The 22,294-nt window shown below is 64.4% G+C and carries 19 protein-coding genes and 2 pseudogenes; 8 read left to right on the forward strand and 13 right to left on the reverse strand.

The genetic code is table 11. The annotated features are described in order from the left end of the window. Positions 1–116: 116 nt before the first annotated feature. The 4 genes and pseudogenes from ACQCSZ_RS24535 to ACQCSZ_RS24550 all read left to right on the forward strand — a co-directional run. The gene (locus ACQCSZ_RS24535; RefSeq protein WP_427006114.1) at positions 117–368 is read left to right on the forward strand and encodes a hypothetical protein; all 252 of its coding nucleotides are present in this window, start codon (positions 117–119) and stop codon (positions 366–368) included. Between the two features lie 544 nt (positions 369–912). Then, positions 913–1,266 (forward strand): hypothetical protein, encoded by a 354-nt coding sequence (locus ACQCSZ_RS24540; protein ID WP_427008601.1) that lies wholly within the window; start codon positions 913–915, stop codon positions 1,264–1,266. A 305-nt stretch (positions 1,267–1,571) separates the two neighbouring features. Then, the gene (locus tag ACQCSZ_RS24545) at positions 1,572–2,273 is read left to right on the forward strand and encodes a hypothetical protein (RefSeq protein WP_427008602.1); all 702 of its coding nucleotides are present in this window, start codon (positions 1,572–1,574) and stop codon (positions 2,271–2,273) included. A 7-nt stretch (positions 2,274–2,280) separates the two neighbouring features. Then, positions 2,281–2,520, forward strand: a pseudogene (locus ACQCSZ_RS24550) (recombinase family protein); the annotation flags it as partial. 530 nt (positions 2,521–3,050) lie between these two features. On the opposite strand, the gene ACQCSZ_RS24555 reads toward ACQCSZ_RS24550, so the two are convergent. Both ACQCSZ_RS24555 and ACQCSZ_RS24560 read right to left on the reverse strand, forming a co-directional pair. Next, positions 3,051–3,608 (reverse strand): hypothetical protein, encoded by a 558-nt coding sequence (locus ACQCSZ_RS24555; protein ID WP_427008664.1) that lies wholly within the window; start codon positions 3,606–3,608, stop codon positions 3,051–3,053. 151 nt (positions 3,609–3,759) lie between these two features. Then, the gene (locus ACQCSZ_RS24560; RefSeq protein WP_427008603.1) at positions 3,760–4,008 is read right to left on the reverse strand and encodes a hypothetical protein; all 249 of its coding nucleotides are present in this window, start codon (positions 4,006–4,008) and stop codon (positions 3,760–3,762) included. 934 nt (positions 4,009–4,942) lie between these two features. Between ACQCSZ_RS24560 and ACQCSZ_RS24565 the strand changes: the two genes are divergently transcribed. From ACQCSZ_RS24565 to ACQCSZ_RS24580, 4 genes and pseudogenes are all read left to right on the forward strand, one after another. Next, entirely contained in the window at positions 4,943–5,239 is a 297-nt protein-coding gene (locus tag ACQCSZ_RS24565; RefSeq protein ID WP_427008604.1) for a hypothetical protein, read from the forward strand. A gap of 1,032 nt (positions 5,240–6,271) precedes the next feature. Continuing rightward, the gene (locus ACQCSZ_RS24570; protein ID WP_427008665.1) at positions 6,272–7,510 is read left to right on the forward strand and encodes an IS30 family transposase; all 1,239 of its coding nucleotides are present in this window, start codon (positions 6,272–6,274) and stop codon (positions 7,508–7,510) included. A gap of 95 nt (positions 7,511–7,605) precedes the next feature. After that, a pseudogene (locus tag ACQCSZ_RS24575) lies at positions 7,606–8,988 on the forward strand (IS1380 family transposase); the annotation flags it as partial. Positions 8,989–9,155: 167 nt separating this feature from the next. Continuing rightward, entirely contained in the window at positions 9,156–9,539 is a 384-nt protein-coding gene (locus ACQCSZ_RS24580; protein WP_427008666.1) for a cupin domain-containing protein, read from the forward strand. Between the two features lie 713 nt (positions 9,540–10,252). On the opposite strand, the gene ACQCSZ_RS24585 is transcribed toward ACQCSZ_RS24580, so the two are convergent. The 11 genes from ACQCSZ_RS24585 to ACQCSZ_RS24635 form a co-directional block, all read right to left on the reverse strand. Then, a complete protein-coding gene (locus ACQCSZ_RS24585; protein ID WP_427008605.1) occupies positions 10,253–11,425 on the reverse strand; it encodes an AAA family ATPase in 1,173 nt (390 codons plus the stop codon). 71 nt (positions 11,426–11,496) lie between these two features. After that, entirely contained in the window at positions 11,497–12,327 is an 831-nt protein-coding gene (locus ACQCSZ_RS24590) for a nuclease-related domain-containing protein (RefSeq protein WP_427008606.1), read from the reverse strand. Positions 12,328–12,463: 136 nt separating this feature from the next. Next, positions 12,464–13,042, reverse strand: a complete 579-nt coding sequence (locus ACQCSZ_RS24595; protein ID WP_427008607.1) for a recombinase family protein — start codon at positions 13,040–13,042, stop codon at positions 12,464–12,466. 859 nt (positions 13,043–13,901) lie between these two features. After that, positions 13,902–14,609: an aspartate/glutamate racemase family protein gene (locus tag ACQCSZ_RS24600; protein ID WP_427008608.1), complete on the reverse strand. Its 708-nt coding sequence runs from the start codon at positions 14,607–14,609 to the stop codon at positions 13,902–13,904. Then, on the reverse strand, positions 14,602–15,729 hold the full coding sequence (locus tag ACQCSZ_RS24605; RefSeq protein ID WP_427008609.1) for a sugar phosphate isomerase/epimerase family protein: 1,128 nt from the start codon (positions 15,727–15,729) through the stop codon (positions 14,602–14,604). Before ACQCSZ_RS24605 ends, ACQCSZ_RS24600 begins: the two co-directional genes overlap by 8 nt. Before the next feature lie 49 nt (positions 15,730–15,778). Next, the gene (locus tag ACQCSZ_RS24610; RefSeq protein WP_427008610.1) at positions 15,779–16,945 is read right to left on the reverse strand and encodes a MalY/PatB family protein; all 1,167 of its coding nucleotides are present in this window, start codon (positions 16,943–16,945) and stop codon (positions 15,779–15,781) included. Next, on the reverse strand, positions 16,942–17,787 hold the full coding sequence (locus tag ACQCSZ_RS24615; protein ID WP_427008611.1) for an ABC transporter ATP-binding protein: 846 nt from the start codon (positions 17,785–17,787) through the stop codon (positions 16,942–16,944). The genes ACQCSZ_RS24610 and ACQCSZ_RS24615 overlap by 4 nt, the downstream gene beginning before the upstream one ends. Next, entirely contained in the window at positions 17,784–18,800 is a 1,017-nt protein-coding gene (locus ACQCSZ_RS24620) for an ABC transporter ATP-binding protein (RefSeq protein WP_427008612.1), read from the reverse strand. The genes ACQCSZ_RS24615 and ACQCSZ_RS24620 overlap by 4 nt, the downstream gene beginning before the upstream one ends. After that, positions 18,800–19,699: an ABC transporter permease gene (locus ACQCSZ_RS24625; RefSeq protein WP_427008613.1), complete on the reverse strand. Its 900-nt coding sequence runs from the start codon at positions 19,697–19,699 to the stop codon at positions 18,800–18,802. The genes ACQCSZ_RS24620 and ACQCSZ_RS24625 overlap by 1 nt, the downstream gene beginning before the upstream one ends. Continuing rightward, the gene (locus ACQCSZ_RS24630; RefSeq protein ID WP_427008614.1) at positions 19,696–20,724 is read right to left on the reverse strand and encodes an ABC transporter permease; all 1,029 of its coding nucleotides are present in this window, start codon (positions 20,722–20,724) and stop codon (positions 19,696–19,698) included. The genes ACQCSZ_RS24625 and ACQCSZ_RS24630 overlap by 4 nt, the downstream gene beginning before the upstream one ends. A gap of 9 nt (positions 20,725–20,733) precedes the next feature. Further along, on the reverse strand, positions 20,734–22,287 hold the full coding sequence (locus ACQCSZ_RS24635; RefSeq protein WP_427008615.1) for an ABC transporter substrate-binding protein: 1,554 nt from the start codon (positions 22,285–22,287) through the stop codon (positions 20,734–20,736). Between the last annotated feature and the right edge of the window lie 7 nt (positions 22,288–22,294).

Consider the following 22,294-nt stretch of genomic DNA (forward strand, 5'->3'; position numbering starts at 1 on the left):
CCAGCACACCCGCAGGACGGCCACCCCACCATCATCGTTACGGATCCGCCCGACGATTCCGAACCACGGCACCGCACCCGGACTCCCGAACGCTACCCCATCGGCATGGAACCGGCATGAACTCTGAACCCGACAACCAGGAAAACCCGACCGAAGGCATCACGGACGGAACCGGCCGCCACCAAAGCAAGACATTCTGGGCAACGGCCATCCTCCTCCCGCCGGCGCTGCTGCTGTGCGGCATCTGGATGCTGATGATTGCCAGCTACCTTCCCGCCACCGTGTTCTTCTTCGCCGCCATGGCCTCTCTGGCCTACTTCGCAGCCAGCCGCCGGCGCGGCCGCATCCCAAAAGATGGCCGACCCTAAAACCGGAAGCTCACCCGACCCGGCACAGGAACGACCTTCCCCAGCCCATTGGCCCCCAGCGGCAAAGCCGCCTCATTGTCATCCTGGCCCTGCAGATGCCCTGCGTTCGCCCCACGGCCGGCCAGCAGGCTTAACGTAGAAGTCCAGCCACGGCTGCCGGGAGTCGGTGCGTGCATGGTTCGAGGTGAAGAGCCGGCGGCGTGCGAGGCAGAGCATGGACTGGATGCGGGTTTTGCCTTAGAAGCGTTGCAGCCAGCGCTGGGTCCCTCTTGCGGCGACGCCAGCAAGGTCGAGTCTCACAAGGAATTGGGACGTCGTCGCCGCAACAGCGCCATACGTGCCCGACATGGCTCTCGACAGCATCCGTCACTGACCAGCTGAAACGATCAGGGAGGGCAGATAACCCGTCCCGGCTCCTCAAACTCCGCACTGCGGACCTTCACGCTGCGCCGGAACCCGCTCTCCACCCGGTGGTGCCTTGAGTCCATCAGCGACGGCGGCTAGGCCCGGTGGCCATGAACCCCCAGCCGATCAGCGACCAGATATGGGAGGGGATAGGGCGGAACTCACGCTGCCTGCCCTGGAGCAGGTCCGCCGCCGGCTCTCCGAGCTCATGGAAGACCCCGAACCGGTCATGCGCCAGCTCGTCCGGTTCTTCATCGGCGAGGGAACCTTCTGCCCCGGATTCCAGTTCCTCCCCGGAGGGCAGCTCCATCCAACGGTCCTGACCCTGTTCCAGCGTGCGATGGAGCTGCAGCTCCCGCACAACTACTTCACGCTCTTGATGGTCACCCCGCCCAGGGACCTTGCTGGGGCCCGCCCCGTTGACTTCCTAAAGAACAGCCCCTCCCCTGTGCTTCGCGCCCTGGAATCCTTCTTCATGCGCCCCCAAAAGTAGCCTCGGATCAACCGCTAGTGTGGGGACGTGCTGAACCTCCTTGTAGACACTTCGACCCGAATCGAGAATCACCGCGCCTGCGCTCCGCTGCGGCAGCTAGCTACCTGTGCCCTTTCCTCGTGCCTCATAGGCACGAAGGCCGACCTTAGCGTTTGGGCCCGCCGGACCGATCACCAAAGGGGTTTAGGTCTCTGCGCGGGCTGATGCCCCTGGCTGAGCCTCATATATGGGGAGAGTCGAATGCCCCTCACCGCCTCAGGGCGGCGGGGATATGCTGGCCGGATACAGCAACAAGCGGGGGTGTCATGAGCTTCAAAGACATCGACAACGAGCGGGTCAGCCAGGTCCGGGAGGAACTCGCGGCCAGGTCCGAACTGCTGCGCACGTTCGCGAAGTCCGGCCGGACGGCAGCCAGGAGCATGCGGAACAGTCTCTTCGTGGCAGCCCACACCCTGTCCCGTCATGCTGTCCCCACTGACCTGGCGGTGGTGACTACAGGGCCAGATGGTTCCGGCTGGCACTACAAGGTCGTGGGAGAAGGCTGGCACCTGGCCGGCGACCCGGAGGTGCTGGCGTTCCTGACCGTGGACGGGAAGATCTTCCTGGGCGGCAGGAACCGTGGGCTGCCCGCCCGCTACCTATCGCCGGAAACCGCTGAAGCACAGCTTGATCAGCGCAACCCTGACGGGACGCTTAGGACGCTTCCGAAGCCGCTGGAGAACCCAGAGGGCCTCGTCCCCGGCACCGGTGAACTTATTGATCTCGGCCGCGAGTTGGACGGGCCGCCTCTTTGGTCCGACAGCCCCGAGGCCCTCATCAGCCTTGGCGCCGGACCGGACGCTTACCGCGTGACCGCGCTCTGGCCGGCAGACGTGTCCCTGAGCGCCCCCGGAACCAGGTTCGACCGCGACGGAAGAGTTTGGCTCACGCACGGCGACGGCGAATCCCACAGCGCTATCGAACTGGACCGTTGGCTTGCCGAACGGGTCGCCGCCCGCATCGCGTGACGCCTCCAGCATCGGCGGATCCATCCACGACGCCACCGACCCCGTCGGCAGGCTGCTCTTCAACGTCCTGGCCATGGTCGCCGAATTCGAATCCGGCCTCATCCGCGGCAAACAGCCCAAGCTCGCCAAGAGCCAGGAGGCCCACCTCGGGTCCCTATATAAGGGAGAACAGCACACCACCGCCGAGATTGCCGAGCTGTTCAAAGTTGCGCGAAGCACCGTCTGCCGAATCGTTCAACGCACACCGGCTGCCCGACAGATCCCCCTTAAGGTTGTCGCCAACCCCACAGCGCCTTCTGGCGCTATGCTCTCAGTTAACAGTCACAAGGGTGGATAAATGGTTGAAGTCCGTGTTGAGCCCGATTGCGGCAAGGCGCCGAAGGGACAGGTCCTCCTCGCCTGCACCGTTGCCCTGGCCCGGCACGACGTGGAGGCGGTAGTGTCTGCGCTCACCGATGATGTCCAATGGCACCGGGGTGGGCGTGGGCGTCCCGCACGGTAAGCCGGCGGTGCGGGACGGGCTCCGCGCCGCATTTCCCGCACCCGTCCCGGTCTTGACGATCCCCACGGTTCTCACCCACGGCAGCGCCGGGAGCATCAGCGGCGTCTTCCAGGACCAGGACGGCCGCGAGGCCGGATTCTGCGGTGTCCATGAGTTTGCCGGACACAGCAAGACCTCACTTCATACTGGGTCCCGGCGCAGCCCTGGGGCCGGGCCGTCACCGGGACGAGGGCCTTCGCCGAGGATCCGGGCTGACGCCACCTGCACGGCCGGCGTCATATCGGCCAGTTTCCGGCGTGTCCTGCCGCGGCGAGCACTGCCCGGGCACGGTCCAGCGCCTGCCGGCAGACCCTGGCCAGGCGTTCGTGTCCGGCCGCGCGGTACAGCCCGCACGCCCAGTCCAATTCCGCGGCCGCGTCCGCGTACCTGCCCTCGTCAAAGAAGCACCGTCCGATCTCGTACCGGACCAGCGCCTCCCTGGCCGGGAAACGCGCCAGACGCAGGGCCTGCTCGTGCAGCAGCGCCGCCTCGTGCCACTGGTACTGAAACCAGCGGGCATGGGCGAGCACGAGCAGGGGCCGGAGCCGCTCCCTCGAACCGGACAGCAACAGCTCGCCTTCGGCGACGGCCTGGCCGCCGCGGCCCAGCAAAGACAGCACCCAGACCCGCTCCACGCTGGGATATTCACCCAGCCGCGCCTCCATCGCCGCCCGGTCCACAACAACCTCGCGAAGGGTACGGGGGTCCGTCTGCCAGATCCGGGCCTCAGGACCGGCCGGTCTGCCGCCGTCATCGAAAACACCCGTCATCATCATCTGCCAGCTCAAAGCCATCACAAGCCAAGGATTCCACACCCCACCGGCGCTACCCCCGGGCACGGTGCGGCCGGGTTGCGGCTGCTGCCTCCAGGATGGATGGTCCTGCCGGATCAGGTCCGGCCTGTTTAAACCCCAGGTCTGTTCCCTGCCGCGCCCGGGCCGCGGGTCAGCCAGGCGAAGGCGGCGTAGAAGAGGGGTGACGCCTCAACACCTTCAGGCGGTGTCGACGGGCCACGCCGGTCCCGTCCGGAACGTCCGTGTGGGCACTCCGGCGGGTCTTCATGCGGTCGGCTTTCCGGGCCCGCCTCAGCGCCCGCCGCTCCGGACCATTGACCCTCGACAGCATCAGGAGGGTAAAGGCGAGCCAAAGGAGCGCCGTTAACAACACCAACCCGATCGACACCAGAGTGTGCATGCGGCAAGTTTAGTAGGCGCCCAGGAAAACAGTAAGTAGCCTTCTGAGCAGAGCGGGGCCTTCAAGCCGTAAAGCGCTTTGAGAGGATGCCCCGCACGTGCCCCCTGCCGGGTTGCCTGGTGGGCACCCACACGTCCCGGGATCTGACCGACGCTGCTCTGGCAGTCGCTCAATGAGGTGATCGGCTTAAAGTAGACGAAGGATTGTGACAGGTGGCGCACCGGCCCCCGCCCTGGCACCCTGGCGACCGGCCTGGGCGGAGCGCAGGTGTGGCCCGCCCCCGAAGTAATTGCCTCGGGCCACAACCCCTTTCGTATCCTACGATTGCCCTCCGAGGGCCACAATACTCAAATTGACTGGAAAAATACTCTAGCCATATGCTGGCTGCGTTCCGTGGCATCCCCCAATAGCCACGGAACCACAAACGCCCCCGCACCGCTCCTCCCCCGAGTCGGCGCGGGGGCGTTTCCTATCGGACCCCAGGAGACGAGAATACCTACAACGTAGGGACTTCCGGCTGCCTCCCTTATATCGGACCCGTTCCTCCTGGCTTTCGGCCGCTACCGCGTAAGCCCAAAAGTTGAAGACCACGCCCATGACCTGATGCTTGCTGGCATTCGACTGCGTTCTCCTCACCCCCAGCCCTCCCGACGAGCGGCCGAGGGCAGAATTGCCTGCAGGGCCGGGCGTGATTGATGAGCAGTCCCCGGAAAACCGCGCATCCGAAATCCGGGGGCGCACCCCCACGGACGGACTTGCAGATGGGTGAGGGAAGGACGGCATCCCTTCCGGCAGCATCATCTGCGACGGCGGGTTGGGTACACGCCCCGCACCCTTAATATGTTGACGAACCCGTTGGTTGAGCGTAGACCGTGCCGTATCAAATCGATTGTGGGCCGTTGCCTCGCGGCCTGCCGCCCGTAAGGAGAGGGACATGCCCGTCGCAGTCATCATGGAATTCAGCGGTGCTACCTTGGAGCAATATGACCAGATCATCGGCAAAATGGGGCTCACCCCGGGAGGGCCCGGCCCGGCTGGCGCTCTCGGACACTGGGTGGCGGCCACGGACGACGGGATCCTTGTCACGGACCTCTGGCAGACGAAGGAGCTCTACGACGCCTTCGCGAAAGAGCAGATCGGACCCTTCAGCGCCGAGGCAGGAATCTCAGAGCCACCGAAAGTGACATATCTGGACACCCACAATTACTTCACCCCGGGCCCTGACGCATGACCATCCCCAAATCCGGCCCCAGCGGCATCCTCGTCGGCTGCCTTCCGGGCGTTGCTCGCGGGACTGCTGACGGCTCAGTGGCCACAGGGTCAGAACGCCCGTAACAGCGGGCCTGTCGGCCCCGCCCAACCGCGTCGACAAAACAGCGTGGGATCGACATCCGCTCCTTCGCGAGAGGACTGCGGGAGCCCCGGGTTCCAGCTCTTCAAGGAGCCGAACCCAGCCGGCCGCCGCCAGAGGGCAGCTGCCGGATTCAAACCCACAACAACAAACAGCACCGCCCATAGGAGGTCACGATGCCAGGCTTAGCCTCGGTCTTTCATGAGGGAGTGGCTGGAACGCGTGTTTAAAGCCTGAAAGGTGCCCTGAGGCGAGTTCTAGCGGTCGTTGCAACACCCCCTGAAAACCGGGAGTTGCAACACCTTGGAAACACCATTGATGAATAGTTCTTCCTTAACGGAAAACTCGCCCCAGAGGAAGAGGCCTGTGCCGTCCGGCGCGCCTCCCCGGAAGCGGGCTTATCGGAGCTATTCCGCGTCCGATCGGGCGGATTTCTTCTTGGCCTTGGAGCGCCTGGGGAGCGTTCCGTTGGCCGCCCGGGAATTGGGATTCAACTCCGCTACCTGCCGTGCCTGGGCGGGACCTTCCGGCAGGAAATCGGGCCAAATATACGCCCAGGCTGAGAAGGACAGGTTCTTTGTCTTGCTGGACCGGTTGGGGAGCGTGAGCCTCGCGGCCAAGACCATGGGCATCAACGTCCAAACCTGCTTTCATTGGGCTTACAAGGCTGGCGCCGTCACCCGCAAACCCCGCGCAAATCCGGCGGCCAAGCAGTCTGCCACCAAGGAACAGAAGGACGAGTTCTTCGCCGTCCTCGCTCGTGTGGGCAGTGTCAGCGTGGCCGCCCGGGAGGTCGGTCTGGCGAGATCGCAGTGCGTGAGCTGGGCGCGCCACGCCGGAATCGGGTCCATCCACCCCGGGGTGGGGAAACGCGCCGAATTCCTGCGGTTGCGTGAAGCGGGCGTCGGCCGGATGGAAGCCGCTGCGACCGCCGGCGCCAGCCGCAAAAGCGGGTACCTGTGGGAGAACGAGCGGGATGCGGCCAAGGACCGCGCCGCTGGCTCCCACGCCCCGGAAGTACCGTATAAACAGGAAGTGATTACTGCTTTAGCCGAACCACCGGCACCCGCTACGGCACCGGAAGCCCCGCCGGAGCTGCTGCCGGCGCTGCCACCACCAGCAGCGGCTCCGGTGGCTTTGGAAGCCCTGGAACAGCCCGTCAGCACCCGCTACCTGTCCCTGCCAGACCGGGAGAGGATCGCGGACCTGCGCTCCCAAGGAACCTCCATGCAGGCGATCGGCAGGGCCCTGGGCCGATCCGTGGGCACCATCAGCCGGGAGATCAAACGCAACAGCCACCCCGTGCTCGGCTACCAGCCCTACGGCGCCCACCGCGCCGCCACGGCGGCCCGGGCACGGCCCAAGGACAGTAAGCTGGCAACAGCCGGGGAGCTGCGCGGCTACGTGACGGACAAGCTGCGCATCCGCTGGTCCCCGGAACAGATCTCGAAGCTGTTGATCAAGGACTTCCCCGATGACGAGCAGATGCGCGTGAGCCCCGAAACGATCTACCAGGCCCTCTACTTCCAGGCCCGCGGCGGACTCAAACGCGAGGTCAAAGAGGCCCTGCGCACCGGGCGGACACGCCGCAAAAAGCAGAAAAGCCCGGAGGAACGCACCAGTCGTTTCCGGGACCCGATGATCAACATTTCCGAACGCCCCGCAGAGGTCCAGGACCGCGCCGTCCCGGGCCATTGGGAAGGGGATTTGATCACCGGAACCTACAACCAGTCGGCGATTGCGACGCTGGTCGAGCGCACCACCCGCTACGTGATGCTGGTGCACCTGCCGGTGGATCACACCGCCGAATCGGTCCGCGACGGGCTGATCAAGACCATGGGGACCCTGCCGGCGCACCTGCGAGGATCCCTGACCTGGGACCAGGGCGTCGAAATGGCCAAACACAGGGCGTTCAGCATCGCCACCGACATGGACGTCTACTTCTGCGACCCGGGCAGCCCCTGGCAGCGCGGATCCAACGAGAACACCAACGGGCTGTTACGTCAGTACTTCCCCAAAGGCACCGACCTGAACGCCTACGGACCCGAGGACCTGGAACACGTCGCCCAGGAACTCAACGCCCGACCCCGCAAAACACTCGACTGGAAAACCCCGGCCGAGTCACTTCGTGATTTACTGATAGCCAGCTGACCTCGAGTGTTGCATCGACCCCTTGAATTCGCCTGACGTGGGAAAATGTAGTTACCACACAACATTTTTCATGACACATCAGGAGCACCCTGCAGGTGAGTTACTTTACCGGCTTTTACCCGTCTGTCCGTGTTGATTCTTCCGGGGACGGGGTGGTGTCGCAGGCTGGCGGGGTGATCCTGACGTCGATGGTGAAGGGGGCTGGTCTTGGCGCTGGTTTGTCGGAGGCTTTGGAGCCGTGGCGCAAGCCCTTTGCCACGCACGACCCGGGCAAAATCCTCACCGACCTCGCCCTGTCGTTGGCCACGGGCGGCGACAGTGTGTCTGACATTGACCGGCTTCGCAACCAGCCCGAGGTGTACGGGCTCGTGGCCTCGGATCCGACGATCAGCCGGCTGTTCAAGATCCTGGCAACAGTAAAGCCTGCCAGGGCGCTGGCGGCCATCAACGGCGCCCGCGCCAAGGCTCGGGCCCATGTGTGGGCGCAAGCCGGGAAGGATTCACCCCTGCACGCGGTGAGCGCCGGGAATCCGCTGGTCATCGACCTCGACGCGTCCCTCCTGAATTCCCATTCAGAGAAGGAAGACGCCCGTCCAACGTGGAAGAAGGGCGTCGGATTCCACCCGCTGTGTTCCTTCCTTGACCACGGGATTCTGGGCACCGGTGAGCCGCTGGTGACCCTGCTGCGGCCCGGCAATGCCGGCTCCAACACGGTCAGTGATCACATCCAGGTCGTGAAGGACTCTGTCAAACAACTCCCGAAAGGGTACCGGTCGGGGAGGAAGATTATGATCCGCACCGATTCCGCCGGCGGCACGCACGGGTTCCTGGACTGGCTGACTGCCAAGGGTCGCAACTTCTCCTACTCCGTGGGGTTCCCGATCCACGGTGCGGTGGCCGCTGTCCTGCCCCTGGTCGCCAAAGACGGGTGGACCAAGGCGTACGACAGCGACGGGGTTGAGCGTGACGGCGCCTGGGTCGCCGACATCACCGGCATGCTGGACCTGTCCTCATGGCCTGCCGGGATGCGGGTCATCGTCCGCAAGGAAATCCCGCACGTCGGCGCCCAGCTGCGGATCACCGACATCGACGGGCACCGGTACACGGCCATCGCGACGAACCAGGAAAAGGGCCAGCTGGCCACGTTGGAGGTCCGCCACCGGCTCCGGGCACGCTGCGAGGACAGGATCCGCAACGCCAAAGACACCGGCCTGGCCAACCTGCCCTTCCACGCCTTTACCGGCAATGAACTCTGGTGCCACGTGGTCATGCTCGCCGCTGAGATCATGGCCTGGACCCAAATGATTGCCTTCACCGGCACAAAGGCCAGACGCTGGGAGCCTAAGAAACTCCGCGCCAGGCTGTTCGAAATCGGCGGCAAAATCGCCAGCCACGCCCGCCAAACCACCTTGCACCTGGCCGCGACAGCACCGGACGTGACGCTGCTGCTCAAAGGAATGAAACGCCTCGCAGTACTGAGCCGCCATAACCTGGACCGCCAACCGTCCGCCGCTCATCCAGAAAGCACCAGCATCACTGACCGGTGTGGAACCTGTCACCGACAACCGCCATCAGGCCAGCGGTCCAAATGTCACACCCAAATGCCACCATAGGAACCGTCAGGCAGCCGGTAAGCCCAGACCCACTGGAAACCACGCCTCATGAAAGATCGAGGTTAGTCCGCAAAAGCCTCGATTCACCCGAGGAGACCCGTCCCTTCGAAGGTGGCAAGGGCCAGCTTCAACTCGTCAACGTGGAAGAGGGGCCCGTGGGACGCGCCACGTTCCTTCCCGGATGGCGCTGGTCCGAGCACGTAAAACCAATCGCCAAAACGGAGAGCTGCCAAGCCGCCCACATGGGGTATTTCGTTTCCGGACGAATGAAGGTCGTCATGAACGACGGCGAAGAAATGGAGTATGGGCCAGGGGACTTCGCCACCATGGCCCCAGGACACGACGCCTGGGTCCTGGGGGACGAACCCTGTGTCGTAATCGACTGGCAGGGATTCGCCGACTACGCCAAACCCTGAACCCGGGACCCGGCACACCAGCGATTCGAAGTCCGCGTCCGAGCCTGGCTCGGGCTTCTCACCAACCACCGGCGGGGACACCGGTATTCTCAGGGCCCTGCGCCGCGGGGATGGTCGGAGTGCGCGACAATCGTATTTCCGCCTTTGGCCGCGGTGACTTCACGGAACGCCGTGCCGGAAAGACAGGCCGCACCGCCTCCACCGTTGATAGTGAAGGAAACAGGCATACGTCCCAATTTTCTGACGACCGCGACGGCGGCCTCGACATAGAAGGCGGTTCCGGCCAAGAAAAGCCGCGCCGCCGTTTGCCGATGAGGACGTAGATAATGGCTTCGTCATAGACCTCCGTCGTCCGCTAAGCCGGTCCCCACCGTGGCACTTTCGGTGCACTCCCCACGCGAAAAGTCCATACAGCTGCAGACTGCTTGGATTCGCGCATACCCGGCCCCGCAAAACTGTCCCGCGTGGCTCAAGCGGGGGGCTCAGCGCATTGGAGGAGCGTCTCGCAAGCCTTGGGATACAAGACGTCTCACTGCCCGGGCAACCGGCCGGTGAGCGCTGGTCCAACTTCGCCGGAATCGCGCACGTTCGATTACAACCGGCGATTCTCGTAACCATGTCTCGAAACCTCCTGATCAAATCGGCGAGTTCACCGTTAGTTACGAGACACCGACTCCAGTTCGGGAATGCTTCCGGCGCACGAGCCCTGCTGGCTATTCTTCGAACTGCCGGCTGATGAAGCCCGACATGCCGGGGACTGTGAAGCGGACGGCGCCGTGATCGGGGGCGTAGATGAGGCCTTTGGAGATGAGGCTGGAGCGGGCGACGGTCAGCTGGCTGGCTGCACGGTTTAATCTTGATGCCACCTGGGCTGTGGAGGAGGCTTCGTCGTGGTCCTCGGCCATGGCGCGGAGGTATTGGCGTTCTGCCGGTGTCGCCCGTTGCCATCGTGATCGGAAGAACCCTGCGTCGAGTTGTTCGGTTCCGATTTCGATGGCCAGCCGGGCGTCGTCAAGGTTGACTGTTGTGTTGGAGGATACGTCCCAGACGGCCTTGCCGTAGGCCTGCAGGAAGAAGGGATAGCCGTCGGCCGCGTTAACAAGCGCCAACAGGGCATCTACCTCCAGGTGCGCACCCAACCGGTTCATCGGGAGGCTGATAGCGTCCGCCGCCGAGGCCTGGTCGAGGGCTCCGATGGTGCGATAGTCAAAGAGGCGTTCAGAGTAGGATCTCGTAGCGCTGAGCTTTCCGGGCAGGTTGGGCAGCCCGGCCCCGATGATGAAGAACGGCCAGCCTTTCTGGCCGGCCAGGTGCTGGACCGAGATCAGCGCGCCCAGGAGCTCCTCGTCCAGGTCCTGCATCTCGTCGATGAAAATTCCGAAACCGCTGCGGGATTTGCCCATGGCTGTCGCGATGTCTTCAACGAGCTCCTCGAGGTCGATATCCAGGTTCCCTGAGTCCGCCCGGCCTTCCGTGGTCCCGAGCGTCGCGGACACACCCGTAACGCCCAGAGAGACATTGAACGAACCGATACTGCCCAGGACATCCTTCACGTAGTCCCAGGCAGACCTCGTACGCAGCCTTCGCGCCCCCGCCTCAATCGCCCTGGCCAGTTTTTGCCGGATTGCCTTCCGACCCTCCGGAGAGGGCTGGGCTTCTATCTGCACAACGAACCAGTCATGCCGCTCCGCCTGCGCGACAAAATTGTTCAGCAGAACTGTCTTCCCGACACCCCGGAGCCCGGACAGGAGCATTCCCCGCTCGGTGGCTTGACGTTTAGTTCTGACTATCAAGCGGTCGAACGCTTCTATTTCTGCTTCTCGTCCCTCCAGTGCCGGCGGTTTGAGGCCGGAGCCCGGGGCGAAGGGGTTCATGTCAGAGTCCACCCAAACAGTCTATAGAAAAATATGGGCCTCTATAAGGTTTCTTTTATACGGACGGATATTTTTTTATGGCATCAGAAGTAGGAAGAAAGGGTGGCTAGGACAAGCGGGGTCCCGACAAGAAGGGCAAGGAGCCATCCCGCGCGGCGGCGTCGCGCGCTGTCCACGAGAGCCGGCAGCCTGGCGAATTCGTACTGCAGGAAACCAGGGTCCACCACGGCCGGCGGATTCCGGTGCCACGTTCCGGGCCGCATGGCCGCAGCTGTGATCACCGCTATCTGCCTGGGGGTGAGTAGGTTCGGGCGGTCACTCAGCCACCGCAGGAGCTGCCGGTCCGAGACCACAACAACCTCGGAAGGCCTTTCCCTGACAGTCATGCTCTTCGGGGCAACGACGACCACAACGCCGGTGACCTCAACGGTCGCATTCGCTCCGCGGGTAAGAAGTTTCGCAGCCCGGGCGGCTTCGTGGCTGGCATTGTAGAGATGGCGCTGTTTCTTGCCGGACACCATCAAGGTCCGACCCGCAATCCAAACGGATTGCCCGGAGTGGTTCTTGGTGTTCAGGGTAAATACGCCGGCCGGACCTATCAACACGTGATCAACGTCGGACGCGCCGGTGCCCACCGGTACGGCGTGCAGGACCATCCACCCAGGACCTAACCGTTCAAGGATCCGTCCTACTGCTATCTCCCCGAGAGCACCCTTGTACCAGGGGTAATTCTCTGAAGTCAGCGGGTCGGCACCGAAAACACGACCCAGCAACGACCGCGGCGGCAAACCCTCCCGATCGGCCAGCAGCTTCTCGATCACCGCATGTCCAGCGCCCCGCTCATTCACCCCGACGCGCTGAGGGATATCATCTCGCCCTGACCCAAATCCCTGTGATGCAAAGTCAGACGTCATGGGGCTCCCCTATCCCGAATGCACGAAGGCCTCTCGCCCCAGCTGGAACGAACCCTAGCCGAATCTGGGAAGAATACATCGCTGCGGTCACAGATAAACGGTGCGTCCAACTTTCGGGACGGGTAGCTCGTTCGCCTCAGGACTCCATGCTCAGGTACCGGTACACGGTGGCGCGGCTGGCCCCGATGATCTTTCCGATGTCGGCCGGCTTGAGCCCCCGCGCTTTCAGCTCATGCGCCCGCTGTACCTTCTCGTGATCGGCGGTGACCTCCCGGCGTCCGGCCTTTCGGCCGGCGGCCGCTGCTGCGGCCATGCCGGCCCTGGTGCGCTCGGAGAGCTGGTCTCGTTCAAGCTGGGCAAAAGCAGAAATGATGGTGACCATCGCCTGGGCGATCGCTCCCCCGACCTCACTGTCAGGGTCAGTGGCGATGCCGTCCCGCAGCGAGCGGAATTTGATGCCCCGGGACTTGAAGTCATCCAGCAGCTCCAGCAGGTGGCGGGTGTTGCGGCCGAGCCGGTCCAGCTTCCACACCACGACCTCATCACCGCGGCCGAGACGGTCCAACAGCCGGTCCAGCTCCGGTCGTTTGATCCGGGTCCCGCTGACCCCGTGGTCTGTGTAGATGCGGTCGCACCCGGCCGCGTCGAGGTCGCGAAGCTGCAGATCGGTGTTCTGATCCGCCAGGCTGACTCGTGCGTAACCAAGACGCGCCATCGTACTCCTCGAAGTCTTATCAAAGGACGAAAATGTGTGTCTCTGAGAATATCAAAGTGAGACACGTTATTGGGACAAAGGATTGCTGATCAACACCGCCCATCCATCGCAGAAAGCCGCCAAATAGCGGCGACGTTCAAGGTTGGCCCCGAGCGGCTTCCATACGTCTCAGCAAGGGATCGTATTTGAGATGCATCCGGCCACCGCGATGTCTTCGCGGAATGCGTACCCACGGTCGCTACGAGGATTTGGCGCAGTCAAAGGTTGTTCCTGGGAACGGACCAGCTTAGGGGATGGTGAAACTGGTGCTGTCCGTAGTAAAGGACGTCTCGGTGGCGGTCAGGGTGTAGGTCCCGGCCCGCCAACAAGAACGACGGCGGCCATGGGAACAGAAGAACTGGGCCCGGGAGCCTGACGCGCGCTTCACGGTCTATTCCCCCGCAACAGAAACTGCTCTCCAAGCAACGCACGGAGCGAAAGTAGTCAAGAAACACGATCAGGCGCTCACGCCACACCAGCGGACGGTCACACACCCCGCCTAGGCAAACGCCCAGTTATCACCATTGAACGCCCAGTTCAAAAGCCTAAACCCGCGGCTCTATCCCGGCAGATCGTCGCCCCGACCGGTCAACTCGAAGCACCCGCCGAAGCAAAATCCGCGCCTCGACACTACAAGTGTCAACACATGGTTCAACCCGGCCCCGAAACGGACCCTTCATCTGAGGCAACGAAGCCACCTTCCCGGACCTATTGTCGTGAGGCAACAGGAGGGGCATCCTCTTGTCGGTCGGGACAGCGCCCCGGCGCAGGACCTTTCTGCCGGAAGCAGGCCCTGCGCCGTGGCGCCGCGGTTACGGTGCTAGACGAGCGTCGCAGCCTTGTCCGGATCCCAGCGGTAGTCCTGGAGCTTGCTTGTGGTGAGGGAGAGCTGTACAAGGGACTCGCACCACTTAACCGCCGTCGTCAGACCGTCCACTACGGGGACCCCGCAGTTCCGCATTAGATGCTCCTGGATTTCCAGCATCCCTGCCCCGGCGAGCAGGATCACGTCCGCACCTCCGGCGAGCAAGGCCTGAGCGCCCACCATGAAGGATGAGGGGTCGGACGGGTCAGCGCCCGAGGCGACGTGGATCGTAAGGAGCCGGGACGCGAGCCCCATCGCTGCAATGCTGTCCCGGATGGGGCCGACCATCAGGTCCGAGGTGGCGAGTATACCCACCTTGTTCCCGAGAAGGCAGGACGCCATCATCCCGGCCTCGGTGATGTCCACGACGGGGACGTCCATGAGCTGCCGGGCACCCTCCCGGCCGTGTTCACCGAACCCGACCATGATGACGCCATCGCATTGTCCGCGCCAGCGGGCCATCATCTGAAGTCCCGCCGCGGCGCTGATGAAGCTGTCGTAGAACCCGACAACGCGCTCGACCCCGAATTCCGGGGTTGCGACATCCACGCTGGTCGTCTCCGCCGCCACCGCCGCTGCTACGGACCGGATCCGCTCGCTGGTAGTGCCCGAGGTGTTGCAGTTGACCAGAAGCAGCCTCGTCGGCCCCGTCACGTCAGCCACGCTGAGCTGCCGTCGCTGTCAGGGCCTCATCCGGGCCCACCAGCTGGATGCCGTTCCGCCGGCAGATGTCCTGAACGTAGGCCTGTGAGTCGGCGACCCATTTCCAGCACTCGTCCTCGCCCCAGACACGCTGGTCGAACTCGTCGAAGCCGGGCACCTCACCGGCGTCCACCCGGTCGCTGAACGCATTGCCCAGGCGGATGTACTCAGCCAGTTCCTCACCGCTAAGATCGGGGTGTCCCGCACGCCATACGGGGTTGGTGAGTTCGACCCGGCTGCGGACATCCTGGCTAGCGAGTTCGGGGAAGCTCACCCCGGCGGCGCGGACGAAGGCTACTTCAAGGGAGAGATTGAGGTCAGGATTGTGCTCGGCGAGGATCGGCAGGATCGGGTCCAGATCCACGAGTCCCTGGCCGTTCGGACGGGACTGGTACTTAAAGCCGTCGTGGCTCCTAATGAGCACGGCGTCCTTGATGTGGGTCTGACGGACGTAGGGTGCCACCCGGAGTGCCGTCATCTCGGGGACTTCGCCGCGCTGCAGAGGGTTGGCGGTGTCGTAGGTGATTCCGACGACGTCGGGTCCCACCTCCTCGATCAGACGGACCAGTTCGAAGGACGTAATCTCCTCGTGGGTCTCCAGGTTGATGTGGACGCCCGCGTCCCGCGCAATGGGCGCGAGCCTCATCAGGAGCCGTTCGATTCCCTCCAGCTGCTCATTCCAAGGCACGTCAGTCCGGAAGCGGTCATACATGTGGTATCCCGGGAACGCCTTGATTCCGCCGGTGGCGGACCACAGTTCGTAGATGCCGATCCGTGACGCCGCCTCGATAATTTTCCGAAATCCGAGCAGGGTGTCGCCGTCACCGAGCCCCCGGATCTCCGGGGTCTCTGCCAAGGTATAGGGGTTGGTCTTGCCCAACCCCGCCTCCAGATACAGGCCCAAGTCATCGGCGCAGGCGCGCACCTCGTCCAGATAGCCCGGGTCCAGGGTGGGGCTCAGATGGAGTGTGGAGCGGAAGTAGAGGCCATGTAGCCCCCTCTCCGCGGCCTGCTGGAGCTGCTGCACGGGGGTGAGCCGTCCGGCGCCAGGCAGTTTCAGAGCGTCGCTTCCGAGTCTCATGGGTGAGTCCTTTCATTTCATGGTCAGCCGACATCACGCGTCGGAGAGGTCAGGTGAAGGATGCCGCCATGCGTTCGACCGCTTCCTGCACCAAGTCGGGATGGGTTCCGAAGTTCAGACGGACGAAGCCTTCTCCCCCGGCGACGAATTCGAGTCCCCCGCTCAGGGCGACGCGGGCGTGTTCCAGGAAGTGCGCGGCGGGATCGGGTCCCAGCCCCAGGGGCTGGCAGTCGATCCAAGCCAGGAAGGAGGCCTCGGGCCGGACTATTCTCGCCTCGGGCAGGTGGGCCGCCACGGTCTCCAGCAGGCGGTCCCGAGCGTCTGAAAGGTCGGCCCTCAGCGCGGTCAGCCAGTCCTGCCCCTCACTGAGGGCGCTCACCTGGGCGATGACACCGAGCTGGCTCGCGCCGCGGGCCAGGGAAACCGGCAGCCGTTCGAGGGTGCCGACCCCGCCCGTGGCCGCAATGGCCGCGGCGATCTTGGCGCCGGAGAGGTTCCAGGCCTTGGACGCGGAGAACAGCACGACGGCGTCGGATTCCGGGGCGACCTCCAGATAGGACACGTGTCTGGCCCCCGCGAGAGCCAAGGGGCTGTGCACCTCATCCGACACCACTTTCACCTCGAACCTCCGGGCCGCGTCCGCGAGGGCCGCCAGTTCCTGGCGGCTGTGCACCACTCCGGTTGGGTTGTGGGGGTTGCACAGGATGTAGACGCAGCCTCCTTCCTTCGCCGCGGCCTCGGCAAAGGCCTGTTCGATCACCGTGACGTCCAGGCGCCAGTCCGGCCCGAGGGGAATGGCGCGGACGGTACGCCCAGCTTCCGCGGCGGCATGGGCGAAAGGTCCATAGACCGGGGTGCTCATCATGACCTCCCCGCGGGTGTCGCCGCCCCGGAGGATCTCTGTCAGGCCGGCAACGACGTTGGCGAAGGTGCGCACCTGCTCCCGGGCCACCGGGACGCCCCAGACGGTAGCGGCGTAGTCGGCCACGGCGAGCTCGTATGGCTCGCTCCAGGCGTAGCCCAGGTCCCCGGCCGCGACGACGGCGTGAAGCTCTTCGGTGACACACCGCGGCGGCGCTGCGTCCATCTCCGCCACCCAGAGCGGCAGGACGTCGGGCGGATAGGCGCGCCACTTGAGACTGCGGCGGGCAGGCAGGGCAGCGCGGTCGATGGACCACAGGGGGTGCCGTTCCTCCTCCGGAATGGATGCGGTCACGAGGCCGCTCCCTCGGCCGCCCGGCGGGCAGCCCGTGCGGCCAGCCGCTCCGCGAGCCGCGCCTTGGCCATCCTCGGGTCGGGGATGGGCACGGCCTCGAGCAAGGACCGCGTATATGCATCTTGCGGGTGCGACATGACCACGTCGGCGTCACCGGACTCCACGATGCGCCCAGCGTTGAGGACGTGAACCACGGAGCACACCTGCTTGACCACGGCGAGGTTGTGGGCCACGAACAGCAAGGACAGATCCAAGTTCCGCTGCATGTCCACCAGGAGACCGAGGACCTGGGCCTGTACAGAAACGTCCAGTGCCGAGACGGGTTCATCACAGACGAGGAGTTTCGGCTTGACCGCCAGCGCGCGGGCGATGGCAATGCGCTGCCGCTGTCCTCCGGAAAAGGACGCGGGGTACCTCGACAGGTCACGTTCCGCCAGGCCCACCATTTCCAGGAGCCGGGTGGCCTCGGCGCGGCGCTTTCCGGAATCCGGGTAGAGCTCGTGGACCAGCATGCCCTCACAGATGAGCTCCTCGACCGTCATGCGCGGGTTGAGGCTGGCAGTCGGGTCCTGGAAGACGATCTGGACGTCCTTGGCTAGCCGACGCCGGTCGTTGAAGCCGGACTTGACCTGCGACTGCCCGTCGAAGAGGATCTCGCCGGAGTCCGGGGAATCCAGACCCATGATGCACCGGATGATCGTTGTCTTGCCGGAGCCCGACTCACCCACCAGGCCGGTGATGGTGCCCTGTTCTACCGTAAAGCTGACGTCGTCGAGCGCCAGGGAGCGGCGCTTTCCGCGCCCGAACGACTTGGAGATGGACCGCACGTCGAGGATGGTCATTCCGGGCTCCCTTCGAGGGCGTATAGGTGGCAGGCCACTGTGCCTCCCGCCGCCATGAGGCGTTCGGCGGGAACTTCCACTTCGCAGATTTCCGTGCTGAAGGGACAGCGGGGGTGGTAGGCACAGCCGGTCGGTCGTGCGCTCGGATGGGGTGGAACGCCAGGTATGCCGACCAGCTGGTCAATGCGGTGGTCGATCCGCGGCACGGCCTTGATCAGTCCCCGGGCATACGGGTGGGCGGGTTGCGCGAACAGCCGCGCTGCGTCGTCGTCCTGGATCTTACGGCCGGCGTACATGACTACCACGCGGTCCGCAAAACCCGCCACGATTCCCAGGTCATGGGTGATGAGGATGACCGCCAGGTCCCTTTCGGTGGACACTTCGTGAAGGAGGTCGATGACCTGTTCCTGAACCCGGACGTCCAAGGCCGTGGTCGGTTCGTCCGCGATGAGCAGCTCCGGCTGCGCGATGAGCGCCATGGCGAGCACCACGCGCTGCCGCATGCCGCCGGAGAACTCATGGGGATAGGCCCTCATCCGCTCGGCAGCCCTGGCGACACCGAGTTCCTCAAGGATCGCCACCGCGGCACGCTCGGCTTTCTGGCGGGAGACGCCTCGGACGCGCAGGGGCTCAGCCACCTGCTCCCCGATGGTCTGCAGAGGGTTCAGGGCACCCAATGGATCTTGGAACACCATGCCGACTTTTGAGCCGCGGAGGCGGGACATCTGGCGTTCCGAGAGGCCCGTCACCTCGGTGCCGCCCACCTTGATGCTGCCGGAAGTGCGGTAGCTCTGCCCGAGCTGCAGGACGGAGCGAGCCATGACAGACTTCCCCGAGCCGGACTCCCCGACCACTGCCAGACGCTCCCCGGGGCGCACAGCCAAGGAGACGTCGTCGAGCAGTCGGATCCGGCCCGTTGGGGTGTCCACGTCCACGCAGAGCCCCTGGACGTCGAGGGCCGGGACATCGGACGCCGATCTGGTGCGTTCCATGGTTTCTTGATTCTGGGTCACTAAGTTCCTCTCACCTGTCCGAAGTGCTGGCGCACCTCCGGATTGAGCCGTACCTGCAGGGACTCCCCCAGCAGGCCGAATGTGACGGCCGTAATGGTGATGGCCATGCCGGGGGCGAAGGCCGCCCACCACGACGTTGACATGTATGCCTGGGCGGAGGCGATCATCGCGCCCCATTCGGCGCTGGGCGGCTGGGCCCCGACTCCCAAGAAGGAGAGCGCTCCGAGGACCAGGATGGTGTTGCCGATGTCCCCCGCCCACTTCACGATCAGAATATCCAGGGAGTTCGGAATGACGTGCTTGACCATGAGCCGTCGGCGGGAAACACCCATGATCAGGGCGCCCTCCACGAACGGGAGGACCATCGTCTCCCGCATGATGGTCCGCAGCAGCCGTGCCGTGTAGGGCCATCCTGTGGCGATCATCGCGATCATGGCCGAGTTTAGGCTCGGCCCCATCGCCGCGGACAGCGCCAGGCTCAACACCATGGATGGGACTGCCAGACCGGCGTCGGTAAGCCTCATGAGGATCTCGTCCACGACGGGGCCGCCGATAGTGGCGATGGCCGCCACCAAGACGCCGATGATGGAGAACCCGACGACGACGACGACGGAGCCGAGGATGCTGTAGCGGGCACCGGCCAGGACGCGAGAGAAGACATCCCGCCCCTGTTCATCGGTGCCGAGCCAGTGCGTGCCGTCCGGCGGCTGTGAGGCGGCGGCGATGTTGGAGTCCAGGATGTCGTACGGTGTAAGGTATGGTCCGACAACAGCCAGGAGGAGCAGGAGGAACGCCATGATGGCGACCACCCGGTCGACGCCCCGGATCTGTGTCAGGGCCCGCAGGGGCCGGCGCCAGGTCGATGCCCGGGGCGTTGCGGCTGAAATTGTCTGCATCATCGTCCTCCTCCGTTCTGTGCGGCACGTACCCGCGGATCGCGAATAGCTTGCAGCAGGTCCACCGCCAGGCTGGCTGCAACCACCACGAGGCCCGTCACCAAGACCGCGCCGAGCAGGGCGTTGACGTCTGCGGAGCCCACCGCATTGGTGAGGTATGAGCCCAGCCCGGGTAGGGCGAAGATGGACTCCACCAGCACCGCGGAACCTACCATCATGCCGAACTGGACACCCAGAATAGTGATGGCCGGTCCAATGGAGTTCGGCAGGACATGGCGCAGGACAAGTGGCATGAGTGGCACACCCTTGGATCGCGCCACCGCGATGTGCTCGCGGGCCAGGACACGGATGATCTCCGTCCGGAGGGCGCGGAACAACTGCGCCCCGAACAGGACCGCCAAGACCCCCGCCGGCATCAGCAGGTGCAGGAAGGCGTCCCAACCGGCCTCCAGGCCGCCGGAGATACTCGCGTCGATCAGCATGAAGCCGGTGTGGCGGTCCACCCCGTACTGGCGGGACACCGCGCCTGAGATGGGCAGGAGCTGCAGCTGTCCGCCCACGAAGAACTGGACCAGGAGAGCCAGCCAGAAGGTGGGTATTCCGGCGGTGAAGACCGCGCTGGTCCTCAGGACTTGGTCCCCGGCGCGGCCCCGCCCGAGCGCAGCGATCGTCGCTGTAGGCAGGGCCACCACCACCATCATGACGATGGCCAGGAACACCAGTTCAAAGGTGGACGGCAGCGCCTCGAGAAGGCCGTTCACCACCGGTGAATGGGTCGAGATCGACCTCCCCAGATCACCTTGGACCAGGCGTCCGAAGTACAGGACAAACTGCACCAGGACGGCCTTGTCTAGGCCCAGCCTTTCCCGGGCCGCAGAGATCTGATCCTCGGTGGCGTTCTCCCCGGCCGCGACGCGTGCCGGGTCTCCCGGGACCAGGGTGCTGATGAAGAAGACGATTGCAGCCAGGGCGATCAAGGTGACCGCGCCCAGGGCGAGTCTCTTAGCGATCAGGCGTACGATCCACATGGCTACCGGCTACTCGAACCGCAGGTCGCTGACGCGGATCGGGCGCGCATCAGGGTTCAGGCGGATGCCGGTCAGGCCGTCGCGGTAGCCCACGACGGAATCCACAGTCAGAAGGTTCAAGACGGGACGGTCCTTGAAGATCTGCGTTTCGGCCTGCGTGTAGAGTCCACACCGCACCGTGGTGTCCGCCGTCTTGGATGCCTGGTCAAGCGTGGCGTCCACCGCAGGGTTGCTGTACGCGGAGCGATTGGTCGTGCCGATACGCGACGTCGTGTACTGCTGGAAGAGCGCGGCACCCGCCTCCGGCATGGGGACACCCTCCAGCGCCAGCATCATCTGGGGGATCTTTGTGGGATCGCTGAGCTTGGCCAGGTAATCAGGGAACCCGATGGGGACGAGGTCGAGCTGGACCCCGATCTCCCGGAGGTTGGACTGCATCAAGGTGGCCATATCCTGGGCCAAGGGCACGACAGGTTGGAAGTTGAGCGTCAGCTTGGTGACCGCGGCATCCGCCATCAGCTGCTTGGCCTTGGCGAGGTCCTGCTTGTGCTCCGGCCCCGCAGGGGCACAAGGCAGGGTGTTGGGAAGGATGCCCTTGGAGATCTGCCCATGGCCCTTGCGAATACTCTCCAGCGCGCCCTTGTAGTCGAAAGCGAGCTGCAACGCCTCGCGTACCTGTGGGTCGGCGGTGGGACCATTCTGGGAGTTGAGGTAGATGTAGTCCGAGCTCGGGGCGGCCATGCTGTTCACCTTGACCTTGGTGCCCTTGAGGGCGTCGGCATCCGCCGCATTCAGCCCGAAGGCGATATCCACACTACCGTCCAGGAGGTTCTGCCTCTGCGTGGCACTTTGGTCGATGCGTTTGAAGACGACGCTGTCTGCGCGCTTGCCGTCGAACTGCCAGTAATCGGCGAAACGCTTGAGCACGATGTCGCCGGAGGTCTGCTTCTTCTCCAGCGAGAAGGCGCCGGTCCCGGCCTCGTTGCTCTGCAGCCAGGCCTGGGCGTGGTCGCTGCCCTCGTTCGGCTTCACGAGCTTCTCGCTGACTATGTAGACCAGGGAGAGCCAGTCAAGGAAGATCGCGTTGGGTTTGGAGAGCTTGATGGTAAAGGTGCGGTCGTCCTTGATATCGGTCGACTCATAGTCTCCGAGGTAGCCGGCCACGCCGCTTCCCACAGCGCGGTACCGCTCCAGAGAATATTTGACGTCCCCCGAGACCAGGGGGCTGCCGTCGTGGAATTTCACACCCTCCCGCAGCGTGATGGAGATGGACTGAGCGTCGCCGGAGACCTCATACTTCTCGGCCAATTGGCCACTGAGTGCGCCGGAGTTGTCGTGGGACACGAGGGATTCGTACATGTTCTGAACGACATAACCGGTCTGGGTCCGCGTGGCGACCGGATCGAGTGTGTCCAGCTGGCCGAAGTAGGCGACCACGAGGGAGTTCTTGCCTGAGCCGCCGGGCTGGCCGGTGTTCGCGCCACCGGAAGAACAGCCATTCAGTGAGCCCAAGGCACTGAGGGAGAGCACCAGGACAACGCTGGTCTTGAAGAATTTTGGCATTCTAACT

It is taken from the genome of Pseudarthrobacter sp. H2 (assembly GCF_050157045.1).
Classification (GTDB): Bacteria; Actinomycetota; Actinomycetes; order Actinomycetales; family Micrococcaceae; genus Arthrobacter.

Bases quoted from the DNA above. Each gene is read 5' to 3' on its own strand.
- ACQCSZ_RS24535 (WP_427006114.1), top strand. From the start codon at position 117: ATGAACTCTGAACCCGACAACCAGGAAAACCCGACCGAAGGCATCACG.
- ACQCSZ_RS24540 (WP_427008601.1), top strand. From the start codon at position 913: ATGGGAGGGGATAGGGCGGAACTCACGCTGCCTGCCCTGGAGCAGGTC.
- ACQCSZ_RS24545 (WP_427008602.1), top strand. From the start codon at position 1,572: ATGAGCTTCAAAGACATCGACAACGAGCGGGTCAGCCAGGTCCGGGAG.
- ACQCSZ_RS24555 (WP_427008664.1), bottom strand. From the start codon at position 3,608: ATGGCTTTGAGCTGGCAGATGATGATGACGGGTGTTTTCGATGACGGC.
- ACQCSZ_RS24560 (WP_427008603.1), bottom strand. From the start codon at position 4,008: ATGCACACTCTGGTGTCGATCGGGTTGGTGTTGTTAACGGCGCTCCTT.
- ACQCSZ_RS24565 (WP_427008604.1), top strand. From the start codon at position 4,943: ATGCCCGTCGCAGTCATCATGGAATTCAGCGGTGCTACCTTGGAGCAA.
- ACQCSZ_RS24570 (WP_427008665.1), top strand. From the start codon at position 6,272: ATGGAAGCCGCTGCGACCGCCGGCGCCAGCCGCAAAAGCGGGTACCTG.
- ACQCSZ_RS24590 (WP_427008606.1), bottom strand. From the start codon at position 12,327: ATGACGTCTGACTTTGCATCACAGGGATTTGGGTCAGGGCGAGATGAT.
- ACQCSZ_RS24595 (WP_427008607.1), bottom strand. From the start codon at position 13,042: ATGGCGCGTCTTGGTTACGCACGAGTCAGCCTGGCGGATCAGAACACC.
- ACQCSZ_RS24605 (WP_427008609.1), bottom strand. From the start codon at position 15,729: ATGAGACTCGGAAGCGACGCTCTGAAACTGCCTGGCGCCGGACGGCTC.
- ACQCSZ_RS24615 (WP_427008611.1), bottom strand. From the start codon at position 17,787: ATGACCATCCTCGACGTGCGGTCCATCTCCAAGTCGTTCGGGCGCGGA.
- ACQCSZ_RS24625 (WP_427008613.1), bottom strand. From the start codon at position 19,699: ATGATGCAGACAATTTCAGCCGCAACGCCCCGGGCATCGACCTGGCGC.
- ACQCSZ_RS24630 (WP_427008614.1), bottom strand. From the start codon at position 20,724: ATGTGGATCGTACGCCTGATCGCTAAGAGACTCGCCCTGGGCGCGGTC.
- ACQCSZ_RS24635 (WP_427008615.1), bottom strand. From the start codon at position 22,287: ATGCCAAAATTCTTCAAGACCAGCGTTGTCCTGGTGCTCTCCCTCAGT.